This is a genomic window from Holophagales bacterium (assembly GCA_016719485.1).
Classification (GTDB): Bacteria; Acidobacteriota; Thermoanaerobaculia; order UBA5066; family UBA5066; genus UBA5066.
This window is the reverse complement of record JADJZB010000021.1, coordinates 538,412-553,331: the sequence shown is the minus strand read 5'-3', so window position 1 is coordinate 553,331 and position 14,920 is coordinate 538,412. Positions and strand designations below refer to the sequence as shown.

Genomic DNA, 14,920 nt, shown 5'->3' with positions numbered 1-14,920 from the left:
CGTGACGACCCCCGTCGCGGAACCGCCGGAGCTGCCCGCCCTGCAGGCGCCTGCGGAGAGAGAGCGCATCTTCGACGTCGCGCCGGAGGAGGACCTCCTCTACAGCATCTCGGCCGACGGGAAGCGCAAGTTCATGCATCCCATCGTCCACGAGGGGCGGTACTGGAAGATCCGCCGGGCGATCGCGTACGGCCTCTTCGCTCTCTATTTCGCGCTCCCGCTGATCCCGGTCGGCGGCCGGCCGGCCGTCTTCCTCGACATCGCGACCCGCCGGTTCCACATTTTCGGCGGCACGTTCAACCCTACCGACAACATCCTCCTCGCGGCCTTCGGGCTCGGCACGATCGTCACGGTCTTTTTCGTCGGCTCGACGTTCGGGCGCATGTGGTGCGGGTACGCCTGCCCCCAGACCGTCTACCTCGAGTTCCTCTTCCGGCCCATCGAGGCTTTTCTCGAGGGCGGGCCGCTGAAGCAGCGGAAGCTGAACGCCGCCCCCTGGAGCGGCCGCAAGCTCGCGATCAAGGTCGCCAAGTGGGCGACCTGGACGGTCGTCGCCCTCGCGATGTCCGCCACTTTCGTCGCGTACTTCACGAGCTGGGAAGCTCTCGTTCCGGGCCTCGCGGCGGCCCCCCTCGCGTGGAAGGGCGCCCTCGCGACGATGGCGGCCCTCACGGCCCTCATCCTCTTCGACTTCGGCTGGTTCCGCGACCAGATGTGCACGATCGCCTGCCCCTACGGCCGCCTGCAGAACGTCATGGCCGACGCGGACACCATCCTCGTCGCCTACGACGAGAAGCGGGGCGACCCGAAGGTGAAGGTGAAGGACCGCGTCGGAGGCGTCCCCGCGGGCGACTGCATCGCCTGCCGCAGCTGCGTGAACGCCTGTCCCACCGGGACCGACATCCGCCGCGGGCTCCAGCCCGAGTGCATCGGGACGGCCCAGTGCATCGACGCCTGCGACGTCGTCATGCTCGGCCAGGGCAAGCCGATCGGCCTCATCAAGTACACCTCCGAGACCGAGCAGAAGGGGGGCGTGAGGCGCCTCTGGCGGGCCCGCAACCTCGTCTACCTCGCCCTCATGACGGTGGCCTGGGGAACGCTCGCCGTCCTCGTCCTGACGCGGGGCGACGCGGTCGTCGAGCTCGTGAGGGGCGGGCGCGAGCCCTACCGGCTCCTGCCCAACGGCGCGGTCGCGAACCAGCAGCGGGTCAAGATCACGAACCAGCTCCACGAGGCCCAGGAGTTCACGATCGAGGTCCTCGTTCCCGCCGAGGCGAGCCTCGTCCTCAGCGAGTCGCCCGTCGTCGTCGCGGCCGGGAAGCTCGTCACGCTGAACGCCGTAACGACGGTGCCCCAGGGCGTCTTCTCGGACGGGCAGGCGAGCGTCCGCTACCTCGTGAAGTCGGACAAGGGTTTCCGCAAGGAGGTCGACTTCCTCCTCCTCGGCCCGTACGGCCCGCCGGGAGCGAAGCCGTGAAGCTCCTCCGCCTCGTCTCCGAGTACCGCTGGCCGATCTACATCGGCGGCCTCCTCACGATGTCCATCGTCGCGAGTGGCGTCCTCGTGTGGGTCGCAACCCGGCCCGACAGCCCCCGCCCGATCCGCGGCTACTACGAGGCCGCACAGGCGTGGGACGCCGGCGAAGCCGTCGAGGCGGCGAGCCGCCAGCTCGGCTGGACGGTCCGCTACGAGTTCCCGGCCGGCGTCCCGCACACGCCCGGCACGCCGCGCCCGGTCGACGTCCGCGTGACGGACCGGGAAGGGAACGGAATCGCCGGCCTCGCCGGCCACCTCTTCGCCATTCGCCCCTCCGACCCCCGCCTCAACCAGACGGGCCCGCTCGTCGGGCTGCCGCAGGAGGCCGGGAGCTACCGGTCGCTCGTCCGCCTCGACGAGCCGGGCGCCTGGGAGCTGCGCATCGACGCGAAACGCGACGCCCTCCGATTCGTCCACGCCGCCCGCCTCGACGTGGATGCGGACCCCGCCCCGGCGGAGGGACCCGAGAAGTGACCCGTCCCCGCGAGAGCCGGCACCTCCACGCCGCCCCGGTGGCGTGCGCGCACTGCGGCCTCGCGGTGCCGGCCGGCTTCGTTCGCGAGGGCGAGGAGAAGCAGTTCTGCTGCTCCGGCTGCCGGCAGGTCCACGCCCTCGTGAACGAGTGGGGCTTCGACCAGTACTACCGCCTCGTCGACCAGCAGAACGGCGTCCTCGAGCCGGCGCGCGTCACCGGGCGCAGCTTCGAGGACTTCGACGACGAGCGCCTTCAGCAGGAGGCGACCGAAGCCGCGGGCGCCGGCCGCTGCCGGACCCGGCTCTACCTCGAAGGGGTCCACTGCTCCGCCTGCGTCTGGCTCGTGGAGCGGCTCCCCGCCGCCCTCCCCGGCGTCGACGAGATCCGGCTGAACCTGGGCAGCTCCGTGGCCGAGGTCACCTGGGAGCCCGGCAAGACGCGCCTCTCCGCCGTCGGCCGGGCCCTCGACCGCCTCGGCTACACGCCCCACGTCCACCGCGCCTCGAAGGTGCAGGAAGCCCGCCGGTCCGAGGATCGCGCCACGCTCGCCCGCCTCGGCGTCGCGGCGGCCTGCGCGATGAACCTCATGTTCCTCCACGGGGCGATCTACGCGGGCGAGTACTCGGGGATGGCCTCCCCGTACGCCACGCTCTTCCGCTGGCTTTCCCTCGTCGTCGCGGTCCCGGTCCTCCTCTTCTCCGCGCGCCCGTTCTTCCAGACGGCTGCGGCAGGGCTGAGAGCTCGCATCGTCCACATCGACCTCCCCGTTGCCATCGCGCTGTCGGTCGCCTTCGCCGCCAGCGCCTGGAACACCGTCCGCGGAAGCGGACCGCTCTGGTTCGACTCTCTCGCGATGCTCGTCGCGGCCCTCCTCGCCGCGCGGCAGGTCCAGCGCAGCGCCCAGAGGGCGGCCCTCGAGCGCGCCGACAGCCTCAGGGGCGTCGCATTCATCGAGTTCGCGCGGCGCCTCGAGGGCGCCGGCCCCGGCGCCCCGACCGTCGAAGTCCCGGTTTCGGCTCTCGGGCACGGCGACCACGTCGAGGTCCGCTCGGGCGAGCTCGTGCCGGTGGACGGCGTCGTCCTCGCGGGGCGCTCGACGATCGACAACGCCGTCCTGACGGGCGAGTCCGAGCCGGTCCAGGTGCGCGAGGGGGACGCCGTGAACGCGGGCGCCACGAACCTCGGGGCCCGCCTCGTCGTGAAAGTCGAGGCCGCCGGCGACGAGACCCGCGTGGGGGCGCTCCTCTCCCTCGTCCAGGAAGCCCTCGGCAGACGCCCCGCACTCGTTCGGACGACCGACATCCTGGCCCGGCGCTTCGTCCAGGCCCTCCTCGCCCTCGCGATCGTCACCGGGGCGGCCTGGCTTCCCCGCGGCCCGGAAGTGGCGCTGGAAAGGGTCGTCGCCCTCCTCGTCGTCGCCTGCCCCTGCGCGCTCGGCCTGTCGGTTCCCCTGGCGATGTCGGTCGCCCTCATGCGGGCCGCGCGGTCGGGAATATTCGTCAAGGACCCCGACGCCCTCGAGCGGCTTCGGCACGTCGGCACGGTCCTCCTCGACAAGACCGGCACGCTGACCGTGGGGAGGGCCACGGTGAGCCGCTGGGAAGGCGAGGACGCGGCGCTTCACCTTGCCCGCGCCCTCGAGGCCGAGTCCTCCCACGCCGTCGCCCGCGCCTTCCGCGCGTCGTACGGGCGCTCCGTTCAGGTCGTCCGCAACGCGGAGGACGTCCGCGAGGTTCCGGGCCAGGGCATCTCGGGCCGGCTCGACGGCCGCGACGTACGCGTCGGGAACCGCGCCCACGTCGAGGCGGCGGGAGCCTCCGTTCCTGCCGTTCTTGCTGAGAGAGCCGACGCCTTCGTCGCCGAGGGGCTCAGCCCCGTCTTCGTCGCCGTCGACGGGCGCGTCTCCGGGCTCGCCGGCGTCGGTGACCCGATCCGCACCGACGCGAAGAAGACCCTCGACGCGCTCCGCGCGCTCGGAATCCGCGTGAGGATCCTCTCCGGCGACCACCCCGCCGTCGTGGCGCGGGTCGCCGCCGAGCTCGGGATTCCCGCCGAAGACGCTCTCGGCGGCCTCGCTCCCGAGGCGAAGCGCGATTTCGTCGCCGCGCTGACGGGCCAGAGGGGCCGCTCCGGCGCCGTCGTCATGGTGGGAGACGGCGTGAACGACGCGGCCGCCCTCGCGCTGGCCGACGTCGGCGTCGCCGTCCTCGGCGGAACCGGCGCCTCTCTCGTCGCCGCCGACGTCGTCCTGACGCGCGAGGGGGTCGGCCCGCTCCTCGACATCCTCGACGGGTCGCGGCGCCTCTACGGCGTGGTCCGGCGCAACCTCGGTTTCTCCCTCGTCTACAACGTGGCGGCGTCCGCGGCGGTCGTCCTCGGCTTCGTGGGCCCGCTCCTGGCCGCCGTCCTGATGCCGGTCTCCTCGCTGACCGTCGTCCTCTCCTCGGCCGCTTCGCGCACGTTCACCCGTCCCCCCGCGGCCGGCGCGGGCCGGGCGGTGGAGGTGTAGGTGGAGACGATCTTCGTCCTCCTCCCCCTCGCGCTCCTCATCGCGGCCATCGCCGTCGGGCTCTTCATCTGGGCCGCGAAGACCGGGCAGTTCGACGACCTCGAGACCCCCGCGGTCCGGATCCTCTTCGACGACGAGGAGCCTCGCCGGATCGCTCCGGGCGCGGCCGTCCCCCCCTCGACACCAACGGAATCGACGAAAGCCGAATCGACAAGGAGGGCCTCCGAATGAGCCGAAGGAGAACGCCCGTACGCATCCTGATGCTGGTCGTGGCGGTGGCCGTGACGGGCTCCTTTGCGTACGCGTTCAGCAACGTGCGCCAGGGGTACGAACCCCGCCAGCCCATCCTCTTCCGGCACACGCGGATGGCGGGGCCGCCCGTGATGCAGAAGAACGACAAGGGCGAGATGGTGAACGTCGGGGGCTACGACATCCCCTGCCTCTACTGCCACAACATGCCCTACAAGGGCCGCCACTCCACGGTGCCGTCGACGGCCGTCTGCATGAACTGCCACACCAGCGTCGGCCTCGGCAGGGAGTGGGTCCTGAAGATGAAGGACTACTGGGACCGGGGCGAGCCGATCCCGTGGGTGAAGGTCCACGACCTCCCCGATTTCGTCTACTACGACCACTCGGCGCACCTCAACGCCAGGAACGAGAAGGGCGAGTGGAAGATCCCGCGGGCGGACGCCGGGGGCAAGGCGATTCCGCCGTGCCAGGAGTGCCACGGGAAGGTCGAGACGATGGACATCGTCTCCGTGCAGAACCCTTTCAACATGCAGTGGTGCCTCGACTGTCATCGCAAGCCCGAGATGAAGGCCTCCACCGACTGCGTCACGTGCCACCGGTGAGGGAGATGACGATGAGACCGAACGAGACCACCTCCCTGCCGGACGCCGCGGGCCTCGACCGGCGGGAGTTCCTCCGGCTGAGCGGCACCCTCGCGGCGGCCGGAGCCCTCGCGAGCGCCGGCTGCCAGCCTCCCCAGGAAACGACGATCCCGTTCCACGACATGCCCGAGAGCCTCGTGGACGGAATGGGCCGCGCCCGGTTCTTCCACACCGTCGTCGACGGCTCCCCCGTCCTCGTGAGGACCCGCGAAGGGCGACCGATCCTCGTCGCGCCGAGCCCGACCGACGCGAGCGGCCGGGGCCTCACCGTGCGCCACCAGGCCGCCCTGATGGACCTCTACGACCCCGACCGCGCGCGTGGGCCCGTCTCGGTCCGCCGCGGAAAGGGCGCCGTCGTGGCGTCGAGCTGGAGCGTCGTCGGGGCCGACGTCGTCTCGCGCCTCGCGAAGGCCGGAAGCGGGGCCGTCCTCCTCACCGGACCCGTCGCGAGCCCGGCGCTCGGCGCGGCCATCGCCGCCCTCTCCGCCCACACGGGCCTGAAGCACGTCGCCTGGTCGCCCGTAGAAGCCGACTCGGCGGCGAGCGCCCACCGACAGACCTTCGGCGACGGGCGCGCCCCGCGCCCGCGCCTCGACAAGGCCGACCTCCTCCTCGGCCTCGGCGCCGAGTTCCTCGACCGGCCCGCCGACGGCCTCGAGCGCGACTTTGCTCTCCGGCGCGCTCCCGAGCAGGCCGATGGGGCGAAGATGGGCCGCTTCGTCCAGCTCGAAGGGCGCCTCACCCTCACGGGCGCCAACGCCGACAAGCGGATCCGCGTCCGCGACTCGCACCTCGCCCCTCTCGCTGCCGGCCTCGCGCACGAGCTCGTCGTCGTGAAGAAGACCGGCCCGCTCGCCGGCAACGCCGCCGTCGAGGCAGCGCTCGCGCCGTTCGCCCTCGAGACCGTCGCGAAGGCGGCGGGTATCCCGGTCGAGGCGCTGAAGGGTCTCGCCGGCGAGCTCGCCGCCGCCCGCGGCAAGGCCCTCGTCCTCGCGGGCGGCTCGGCCAGCGGCTCGGCCGCCGGAGAGGCGCTCGAGCTGGCGGCCCTCCTCCTGAACCTCTCCCTCGACGCCTACTCGTCCGGGCTCTTCGACGAGGCCTCCGCCGAGGAGCCCCCGTCCGGCGGCGCAAAGGCCCTCGAGGCGCTCGCCGCAGAGATGAAGGCCGGCAAGGTCTCCGTCCTCCTCGTCGCCGGCGCGAACCCGGTCTACGACGCCCCCGCCTCTCTCGCATTCGCCGAGGCCCTCGCGAAGGTCCCGTTCGTCGTCTCCCTGAACGACCGGATCGACGAGACGGGCGCCCTCGCCGACTTCCTCGCCCCGGCGAGCCACCCCTTCGAGTGCTGGGGCGACGCCGCCCTCCCGCGCGGGCTCTTCGCCGTCCAGCAGCCCGTCATCCAGCCTCTCCACGACACGCGCGGCCTCCTCGACGTCCTCGTCGACTGGAGCGCCGCCGCCGGGGTCCCGGGCGCGGCCGCCCTCGTCGCCGCCGCGGCCCCCGTGCCCGGAGCGGCGGCCGCGGCCCCCGTCCCGAACCCGAGCCTCGCCTGGCACTTCCTCCGCGCCTCGTGGGCCGCCCGGCTCGCCCTCGAGCCCGGCACGCCGGCCTTCGAGACCGCCTGGAACGAGGTCCTCCGCTCCGGCGCCTTCCAGGGGCCGGCCCCGGCGGCTCCGCCGGCTCGCACCCTCGCCCCGGCCGCCCTCGCTCTCCTCGCCGCGATCCCGCCCGCTCCCGCGGGCCTCGAGCTGCAGCTCTACCCGCACCTCGCGCTCCACGACGGCCGGCACGGCAACAACGCCTGGCTGCAGGAGTTTCCCGACCCGATCACCCGCATCTCGTGGGGCGGCGCCCTCTCCATCGCGCCGCGTCGGTTCGACGAGATGAAGCTGGCCAGCGGCGACCTCGTCGAGGTCGACGCGGGCCACGGCAAGCTCGTCGCGCCGGCCTACCGCCACGCGGGAATGCACCACGAACAGGTCGCCCTTCCCCTCGGCCTCGGCCGCACGGCCTGCGGCGACATCGGCGGCGGCGTCGGGGCGAACGCCTTCGCGCTCCGCCTCCTCGCGGGCGGACGCGCCCTTTCCGCGGGCCTGCCGGTAACGATCCGGAAGGTCGCGGGCAACGAGGCGCTCGCCTTCGCCCAGGGATCCGACGTCATCGACCGCGAGGCCCGGCCGCTCGTCCCGGTGACGACCCTCTCCGAGTACGAGAAGAACCAGAAGTCGGGAACCGAGCAGCAGGCCGGCGGCCCCTCGGCCTGGCCCGAGCACCCCTACCCGAACGCCCGCTGGGCGATGGCGATCGACCTCAGCAAGTGCAACGGCTGCGGAAAGTGCGTCATCGGCTGCCAGGCCGAGAACAACGTCCCGGTCGTCGGAAGGCGCGGGATCATCGACGGGCGCGAGATGTCGTGGATGCGGATCGACCGCTACTACGACGCACCGAAGAAGGACGGCCGCTGGGACGCCGACGTCTGGGACGGCCCCCTCGAGGTCGTCGAAGAGCCGCAGACGCTCTTCGAGCCGATGCTCTGCCAGCACTGCGAGAACGCCCCCTGCGAGACCGTCTGCCCGTTCGTGGCGACGATGCACAGCACCGACGGCCTGAACCAGCAGGTCTACAACCGCTGCGTCGGGACCCGCTACTGCGCCAACAACTGCCCGTTCAAGGTGCGGCGTTACAACTTCTGGGAGTACGGCAAGGCCCAGGAGAGCGCGCTCTTCCGGGCGCTCGAGCCCCGCATCAAGCGCAACGCCGAGCTGAACACCCGCGCCCCGATGCAGATGAAGAACAACCCGGAGGTCACGGTGAGGAACCGTGGCGTGATGGAGAAGTGCTCCTTCTGCATCCAGCGGATCCAGGAGGCGAAGGCCGCGGCCACGCGCGAGGGGAAGGACAAGGTCCACTTCCCCGACGGCGCCGTCGTCCCCGCCTGCATGGAGGCCTGCCCCACCGGCGCCATCACCTTCGGCGACGTGAACGCCCCCGGCTCGAAGGTCGCGGCGCTCGCCGCGCACCCGCGGGCCATGAAGCTCCTCGAGGCCCTCAACGTGAAACCGTCCGTCTCCTACCTGACGAAGGTGCGCAATGACAAGGCATGAGGCGAGTCCCTACGCCACGGTGATGGACGACAGCCAGCTCACGGGCCGGCCGATCGTCCTCGCGGGGGCCGGCCCCTACGGGGGCGACCTGGAGATCCCCGAGCCGCTCGTCACCGGCGGGAAGAAGTGGTCCGACGTCGACCGCGACATCTGCATGCACGCCGAGGAGTTCCCCACGAAGAAGTGGTGGATCGCGTTCTCCGTCGCGCTCACGGGGCTCGGCGTCCTCGTCTTCTCGCTGATCCTCCTCTTCTACTCGGGCATGGGCATCCTCGGCATCAACTCGCCGGTGGGCTGGGGCTCGTTCATCGTCAACTTCGTCTTCTGGATCGGCATCGGCCACGCCGGCACGCTCATCTCGGCGGTCCTCTTCCTCTTCCGCCAGCAGTGGCGCACCGGCATCAACCGCGCCGCCGAGGCGATGACGCTCTTCGCCGTCGCCTGCGCCGGCATCTTCCCGGTCATCCACCTCGGGCGCGCCTGGTTCGCCTACTGGCTCGTCCCCTACCCCAACGCCCGCGGCCCGCTCTGGATCAACTTCAACTCGCCGCTCGCGTGGGACATCTTCGCCATCTCGACCTACGGCCTCGTGTCGGCCGCGTTCTGGTACGTCGGACTCCTTCCCGACCTCGCGACGGTCCGGGACCGGGCGACCCACCCGTGGCGCAAGGCGATCTACAACGCGCTGAGCTTTGGCTGGACCGGCTCGCACCGCGCCTGGCGGCACTACGAGTCGGCCTACATGATCCTCGCCGGCCTCGCGACGCCGCTCGTCTTCTCGGTCCACACCATCGTCTCGTTCGACTTCGCCACGTCGGTCATGCCGGGCTGGCACACGACGATCTTCCCGCCCTACTTCGTCATCGGCGCCATCTTCTCTGGCTTCGCGATGGTCATCACGCTGATGACCTTCATGCGCGGCTACTTCGGCATGAAGAACTACGTGACGCTGAACCACATGGAGTCGATGGCGAAGATCCTGATGCTGACGGGCATGCTCGTCGGGTTCGCCTACTCCACCGAGTTCTTCATGGCCTGGTACTCGGGGAGCGAGTGGGAAGGGTTCGTCTTCAAGAACCGCGCGTTCGGCCCGTACGGCTGGGCCTACTTCATCATGTTCACCTGCAACGCCATCGTGCCGCAGGTCTTCTGGTGGAAGAAGATGCGGCGGCACACCTGGGTCCTCTTCGCCGTCTCGATCCTCGTCAACGTCGGGATGTGGTTCGAGCGGTACGTCATCGTCGTCACCTCGCTCCACCGCGACTACCTCCCCTCGTCCTGGGGCATGTACTCCCTCACGCGGTGGGACTTCGCGATCCTGTTCGGCTCCTTCGGCCTCTTCTTCACCCTCTTCCTCCTCTTCGTCCGCTTCCTCCCCGTGGTCGCGATCTCGGAGGTCAAGGGCGTGATGGACCCGAAGGTTGCACGCAGCGCTCCCACAGACGCCCTCGCCGCCAATGCGGCGCACCAGGAGGCCTGAGCCATGACGCCGACCTCGACCAAAGGCGTCCTCGGTCACTTCTGCGAGCCGGCCGACGCCCTTGCCGCCGCCGCGAAGGTCCGCGATGCCGGGTGGAAGCACTTCGACTTCCTGACCCCGTTCCCGATCCACGGCATGGAAGAGGCCATGGGCCAGAAGCGCTCCTGGATCCCCTGGGTGACGCTGGTCCTCGCACTCTGCGGGATCCTCTTCGCGCAGGGCCTCCAGAACTACGTGATGATCCTCGACTGGCCGATGAACTTCGGCGGCAAGCCCCACGCGGCGTGGCCGTCGTACATCCCGATCACGTTCGAGGCGATGGTCTTCTGGGCCGCGCTCGGGAGCGCTCTCGTGGCGATCGTCGCCGGCAAGAAGGACACCGTCCCGCAGCCGCCGCCGATGCTCGTGAAGACGGGCGCGACGGTCGACCGCTTCGTCCTCTGGATCTCCGCGACCGACCCGAAATGGAACGCCGCCGAGGCCGAGACCTTCGTGAAGTCGCTCGGCGCGCACGGCGTTCGCCTCGTGGACGTCGAGGGAGGGGCCGATGCGTAACGCCGCCCGCACGCTCGCCCTCGTGGGCCTGACGTTCTCCACGCTCTTCGCAGGCGCGTGCGACGTCGGCCTCCCCGCGGGCCGGACGCCGCATCGCGAGGGGAACCGCCTCGACATGGGCGACCAGCTCAAGCTCAAGCCGCAGAGGAGGGATCTCTTCGGCGCGCGTGCCACGGGCCTGATGGAGCCCCAGCCGGGGACCGTCGCCGCCGGCGACACGCCCTACCCTTACGCCCAGAACGAGGCCGACCGGGCCGGTGCCGAGCTGAAGAACCCGCTCGAGCCGACACCCGCGGTCCTCGCCCACGGCAAGTTCGTCTACGAGAACGTCTGCACCACCTGCCACGGTCCGAAGGGGGCCGGCGACGGCGCCGTCACCGCGCTCTTCCCCAAGCCCCCGAGCCTGATGACGCAGAAGGTGAGGGACTGGCCCGACGGCCAGCTCTTCCACCGGCCCATGCGCGGGCAGAACTCGATGCCGAGCCACTCCCGCCAGGTCGACCAGAAGGACTCCTGGTCCGTCGTTCTCTACATCCGGGAGATGCAGAAGACCGAACCCGTCGCGCCGCCTCCGGCAGCGCCGGCGACCCAGACGGCCGCCGTGCCCGCCGCCGCTCCACAGGCCCCCGCTCCACTGGCCGCGCCTGCCGCCGGAGGGAAGTCATGAGTCACGCCCACGCGCATCCCCTCCCGGCGGCCCCGGCCCGCCTCGCCCTCCCCGGGATCGTCCAGGGTGTCGCGATCGCCTTCATCCTCCTCGGCGGCGCGGCGCTCGGCTGGGCCTTTTCCCGCGGTGAGGCACAGCTCGCCTGGAGCTCGTACCTCATCGGCGTCTTCTTCGCGCTCGGCCTCGGCGTCTTCGGCGCCGCCTGGCTCGCCATCCTCTACCTCGCCCGCGGGAACTGGTCGGTCACGATGCGTCGCATCCCCGAGGCGATGACCGCCTGGCTCCTCCCCGGCGGCGTCCTGGCCATGGCGGTCGGCCTGGGCGCGCACTCGCTCTACCACTGGTCCCACGCCGACGTCGTCGCGAAGGACGCGCTCCTGACGCACAAGGCGCCCTTCCTGAACATGACCATGTTCACCGCCCTCGTCGGCGCCAGCCTCCTCCTCTGGGTCGTCTTCGGGGCGCTCCTCGCCAGGACCTCGCGCCGCCAGGACAGCGAAGGCGGAATCGGCGCGACGCGGACGAGCCGGACCCTCTCGGCGCTCTTCCTGGTCGTCTTCGCGCTGACGATCTCGATCGTCAGCTTCTACCTTCTCCTCTCCTCGACGCGCACTGGTTCTCGACGATGTTCGCGGTCCTCGTCTTCACCGACGTCGTCCAGACGGGCACCGCGTTCGTGGCGATCGTCGCGGGCCTCCTCGTGATGACCGGCAGGCTCGAGGGCTTCCTGAACGAGAACCACCTCCACTCCCTCGGAAAGATGGTCTTCGCGACGACCGGCTTCTGGGCCTACATCTACTTCTGCCAGCACATGCTCATCTGGTACGCGAATCTCCCCGAGGAGACGGTCTATTTCCTCCGGCGGACCTCGAACGGCTGGCTCCCCTACATCCTGATCCTGCCGGTCCTCAAGTTCGTCGTGCCGTTCCTTTTGATGCTTCCCCGCGCCGCCAAGCGGAACCCGAGGAAGCTCGTCCCGGTCGCCGTCCTCATCCTCTTCGCGCAGTTCTGGGAGCTCTACGTCATGGTCGCCCCCGCGATGGGGCACGGCGACCACGTCGCCCACGGCCACCTGCCATTCGTCGAGCTCGCCGCAACCCTCGGCTTCCTCGGCCTCTTCACGCTCGCCTTCGGCTGGTCCCTCGCACGGCACGACGCCGTCCCGCTCAAGGACCCCGCCCTCGCCGAGTGCCTCGACTATCACTGCTGATCCCGTCGTGAAGCTCCGCGAGACCCTGCTCGGCCTGGTCGTCCTCGCCCTCATCGCGGGCGGGGTCTGGGGGCCTGCGGACGAAGCCGCCCTGTCGAGCCCGGCCCCGGCGACGCGGCCCCCGCCCGCCGGGCCGTCGACCCCGCCACTGAAGCCGCATTGCCGGACGTCACCCTCGCCGACGCTTCCGTCGACCTGGGGGACGTCCGGCTCGTCCTCTCGGTTTCTCCCCGACCGATCCTCGGATTCGCGAAGAACCGGTACCGCGTCCGCGCCGAGTCCGATGCCGGTCCCGTGGCGCTGGAGGCGACCCGCATCTCGTTCGAGATGTCGATGCCGATGGGCGACCACCGCTACACACTCGTTCCCGGCGCTGACGGATGGCTTGAGGCGGAGGCCGTCCTCCCCCTCTGCAAGAGCGGGAAGCGGCGCTGGTTCGCGACCGTCGAAGGGACGGCCTCCGGCAAGCCCCGGAGAGTCCTTTTCCGGCTCGACCTGACGCCGCCCGGGGACGCCCCCCCGACTTGATCGAGTCGGTCAGCCTCCTCGGCTTCCTGACGCTCGGCCTCCTCGGCGGCTTCGGGCACTGCGTGGGGATGTGCTCGCCGTTCGTCCTCTTCGTCTCGAGGCGGTATGCACCTCCCGAGGGGGGCCGGCGCGCCGCATTCGCCGCCCAGCTCTGGTACACGCTCGGCAGGGTCCTGACGTACGCGATCCTCGGTGCCCTCGCGGGCGCCCTCGGCGGGGTCGTCCAGCTCGCCGGTGCGCTCCTGGGCATCCAGCGCGCCGCTTCCGTCGTCGCGGGCGGCGTCCTCGTCCTCTGGGCCGTCGTCGCCCTCTCCGACCTCGTGCCCGGCCTCGCAACCGGCGGGAGCCTCTTCGCGAAGGTGGCGGCCCGGCTGAAGGGACGCGTCCCCGGCCACCCCTTCGCCATCGGCCTCTTCCTGGGCCTTCTCCCCTGCGGCCTCCTCTACTCGGCCGTCATCGGGGCCGTCGCTCGCGGCGGGCCGCTCGAGGGCGCCGCCGCCCTCGCCCTCTTCGGCCTCGGCACCGCCCCCCGCCCTCCTCGGCGTCTCCCTCGCCGACGAGCTCCCTCGCGAGACACCGCGCCTTCGTGAACCGCCTCTCGCAGGTGTTCCTGCTCGCCATGGGGGCGTGGTTCCTCTGGACGGGGCTGCAGGGTCCTTGACGTCGCGACCCCGGGCGAGAACGGGAGTGCGCGTTCGCTTTCCCGCCCGAGGATCCTCGGAGAACCCATAGCGGTTCAGAAGGGACCGCCGGCGTGTTAGTGAACCTGTAGTCACTTTTTCTGGGCGGGACGTTTCAGTAGTGCGGGTTCGGCGTGTGACGGCTGATCCAGCCTAAAGTCCGACGAAACAGAGGACAGAGACCACCGACGGGCGATCGACGAGGACGCGGCGCTATTCGTCGCGGTCGGCCCACGGTTTGAAGAGCGGCGCCTCGAACTCCCGCTGGCGCCATCCCGTCAGGGGGTCGCCGCTATCTTCCCAACCCTCGCAGTGGCCGGCATCCGCGAGGCTAGACAACAGAACTGACCGATAGAGCACGGGCGCCTGAATCTGGAGCTGTCCCCAGGCTGCATCTTGGTCCTCCTCGAGGCCGCCACTCTGGAAGTGGCGAACGCCGTGAAGACAGTCGTTCCGTAGCTTGTAGATCCGACCGTAGGTCTGAACGGGGAGCGTCGTGAGTTCGCCGGGCTTCCGGTTGATCGCTTGGTGTTTGAGATCCGTCAGCTCCTGCGAGATCCACGGCGTCTTCTTGATACGGCTGCTCACTTCCGGGAAGTCGACCTTCGCGTCACCTCCGGGATGACTCAGCGCCTCAAACGCAGACACCCACATCGAGACCATGGCTGCCCAGTCCGACGTGTCGGAGAGGCTGTCGGACGGCGCTCGCATCGCACGCATCGCAAACTTCATCGATGTGAGGACGCGCTGCCTGAACCTCTCGGGCTCTTCGCTCAGCGACTCGGCATCCAGAAGGGCAACCAGGGCTGTCCGAAGGAGGGGATCGAAGGTTGCCTTCACGTGCCGGGGATCAATCGCCGCCGGAGCCTGCCCGTGGAATCCTCCCAGTCCGAACCTGAGGTCGCGATAGGCCTCCGCGTTGACGACGACGCTCTGACCGTCGCTTGAGGTCATTGCCGGGTGAATCTCGAAGTACTCGGCGAAGAGCGCCCCGGCATTCTGTCTGCTTCTCGACAGGTCAGCCCAGGCCTTCAGCAGCACCGGGAGGGCGATGGCATTCCGAAAGCTGATGACCTCCTCCGCCGTCGGGCGACTCCCCGCTTCGAAACGAGCGATGAGAGTTGGCGTAACCCGCTCTCCGAACATCGTTCCGAAGCGGTCCAGGAAGGCTCCCAGCCCCGGTTCATTCGCACGCAATGCCTGGTACCTCGCGTCCCGAGAGCCGAGAGCAACCAGCGTCTTGCTCTCGACCGCGTCGCCCATGTCGATGCCCGGAACGCAGACGACGG

The 14,920-nt window shown here is 70.5% G+C and carries 14 protein-coding genes; 13 read left to right on the top strand and 1 reads right to left on the bottom strand.

From position 1 onward, the window contains the following. The first annotated feature begins 1 nt into the window (after window position 1). From ccoG to IPN03_14460, 13 genes are all read left to right on the top strand, one after another. Window positions 2-1,477: a cytochrome c oxidase accessory protein CcoG gene (ccoG, locus tag IPN03_14520; GenBank protein MBK9374898.1), complete on the top strand. Its 1,476-nt coding sequence runs from the start codon at window positions 2-4 to the stop codon at window positions 1,475-1,477. Beyond that, window positions 1,474-2,010, top strand: coding sequence for a FixH family protein (locus tag IPN03_14515; protein ID MBK9374897.1), 537 nt, complete (start codon window positions 1,474-1,476; stop codon window positions 2,008-2,010). The genes ccoG and IPN03_14515 overlap by 4 nt, the downstream gene beginning before the upstream one ends. Beyond that, the gene (locus IPN03_14510; protein ID MBK9374896.1) at window positions 2,007-4,520 is read left to right on the top strand and encodes a heavy metal translocating P-type ATPase; all 2,514 of its coding nucleotides are present in this window, start codon (window positions 2,007-2,009) and stop codon (window positions 4,518-4,520) included. Before IPN03_14515 ends, IPN03_14510 begins: the two co-directional genes overlap by 4 nt. Further along, window positions 4,521-4,751: a cbb3-type cytochrome oxidase assembly protein CcoS gene (gene ccoS / locus IPN03_14505; GenBank protein ID MBK9374895.1), complete on the top strand. Its 231-nt coding sequence runs from the start codon at window positions 4,521-4,523 to the stop codon at window positions 4,749-4,751. It begins immediately after the preceding gene. Then, window positions 4,748-5,371, top strand: coding sequence for a cytochrome c3 family protein (locus IPN03_14500; GenBank protein ID MBK9374894.1), 624 nt, complete (start codon window positions 4,748-4,750; stop codon window positions 5,369-5,371). Before ccoS ends, IPN03_14500 begins: the two co-directional genes overlap by 4 nt. An 11-nt stretch (window positions 5,372-5,382) precedes the next feature. Then, window positions 5,383-8,511, top strand: a complete 3,129-nt coding sequence (locus IPN03_14495) for a 4Fe-4S dicluster domain-containing protein (protein MBK9374893.1) — start codon at window positions 5,383-5,385, stop codon at window positions 8,509-8,511. Between the two features lie 22 nt (window positions 8,512-8,533). After that, window positions 8,534-9,991 carry a polysulfide reductase NrfD gene (gene nrfD / locus IPN03_14490; protein MBK9374892.1) on the top strand — a complete coding sequence of 486 codons (1,458 nt, stop codon included), beginning with the start codon at window positions 8,534-8,536 and terminating at the stop codon, window positions 9,989-9,991. Window positions 9,992-9,994: 3 nt separating this feature from the next. Then, the gene (locus IPN03_14485) at window positions 9,995-10,546 is read left to right on the top strand and encodes a DUF3341 domain-containing protein (protein MBK9374891.1); all 552 of its coding nucleotides are present in this window, start codon (window positions 9,995-9,997) and stop codon (window positions 10,544-10,546) included. Next, a complete protein-coding gene (locus tag IPN03_14480) occupies window positions 10,539-11,213 on the top strand; it encodes a cytochrome c (protein MBK9374890.1) in 675 nt (224 codons plus the stop codon). Before IPN03_14485 ends, IPN03_14480 begins: the two co-directional genes overlap by 8 nt. Continuing rightward, window positions 11,210-11,917, top strand: a complete 708-nt coding sequence (locus IPN03_14475) for a hypothetical protein (GenBank protein MBK9374889.1) — start codon at window positions 11,210-11,212, stop codon at window positions 11,915-11,917. Before IPN03_14480 ends, IPN03_14475 begins: the two co-directional genes overlap by 4 nt. Beyond that, window positions 11,839-12,423: a hypothetical protein gene (locus IPN03_14470; GenBank protein MBK9374888.1), complete on the top strand. Its 585-nt coding sequence runs from the start codon at window positions 11,839-11,841 to the stop codon at window positions 12,421-12,423. Before IPN03_14475 ends, IPN03_14470 begins: the two co-directional genes overlap by 79 nt. Window positions 12,424-12,582: 159 nt before the next feature. Beyond that, on the top strand, window positions 12,583-12,951 hold the full coding sequence (locus IPN03_14465) for a hypothetical protein (protein MBK9374887.1): 369 nt from the start codon (window positions 12,583-12,585) through the stop codon (window positions 12,949-12,951). Next, on the top strand, window positions 12,948-13,541 hold the full coding sequence (locus tag IPN03_14460) for a sulfite exporter TauE/SafE family protein (GenBank protein MBK9374886.1): 594 nt from the start codon (window positions 12,948-12,950) through the stop codon (window positions 13,539-13,541). Before IPN03_14465 ends, IPN03_14460 begins: the two co-directional genes overlap by 4 nt. Window positions 13,542-13,844: 303 nt before the next feature. Here the strand turns inward: IPN03_14460 and IPN03_14455 are convergent, their stop codons facing one another. Then, on the bottom strand, window positions 13,845-14,894 hold the full coding sequence (locus IPN03_14455; GenBank protein MBK9374885.1) for a hypothetical protein: 1,050 nt from the start codon (window positions 14,892-14,894) through the stop codon (window positions 13,845-13,847). Between the last annotated feature and the right edge of the window lie 26 nt (window positions 14,895-14,920).

Excerpts from the sequence above, each read along its gene's own strand:
- IPN03_14500 (MBK9374894.1), top strand. The coding sequence starts at position 4,748 with ATGAGCCGAAGGAGAACGCCCGTACGCATCCTGATGCTGGTCGTGGCG.
- IPN03_14495 (MBK9374893.1), top strand. The coding sequence starts at position 5,383 with ATGAGACCGAACGAGACCACCTCCCTGCCGGACGCCGCGGGCCTCGAC.
- nrfD (MBK9374892.1), top strand. The coding sequence starts at position 8,534 with ATGGACGACAGCCAGCTCACGGGCCGGCCGATCGTCCTCGCGGGGGCC.
- IPN03_14485 (MBK9374891.1), top strand. The coding sequence starts at position 9,995 with ATGACGCCGACCTCGACCAAAGGCGTCCTCGGTCACTTCTGCGAGCCG.
- IPN03_14480 (MBK9374890.1), top strand. The coding sequence starts at position 10,539 with ATGCGTAACGCCGCCCGCACGCTCGCCCTCGTGGGCCTGACGTTCTCC.
- IPN03_14475 (MBK9374889.1), top strand. The coding sequence starts at position 11,210 with ATGAGTCACGCCCACGCGCATCCCCTCCCGGCGGCCCCGGCCCGCCTC.
- IPN03_14470 (MBK9374888.1), top strand. The coding sequence starts at position 11,839 with ATGTTCGCGGTCCTCGTCTTCACCGACGTCGTCCAGACGGGCACCGCG.
- IPN03_14455 (MBK9374885.1), bottom strand. The coding sequence starts at position 14,894 with ATGGGCGACGCGGTCGAGAGCAAGACGCTGGTTGCTCTCGGCTCTCGG.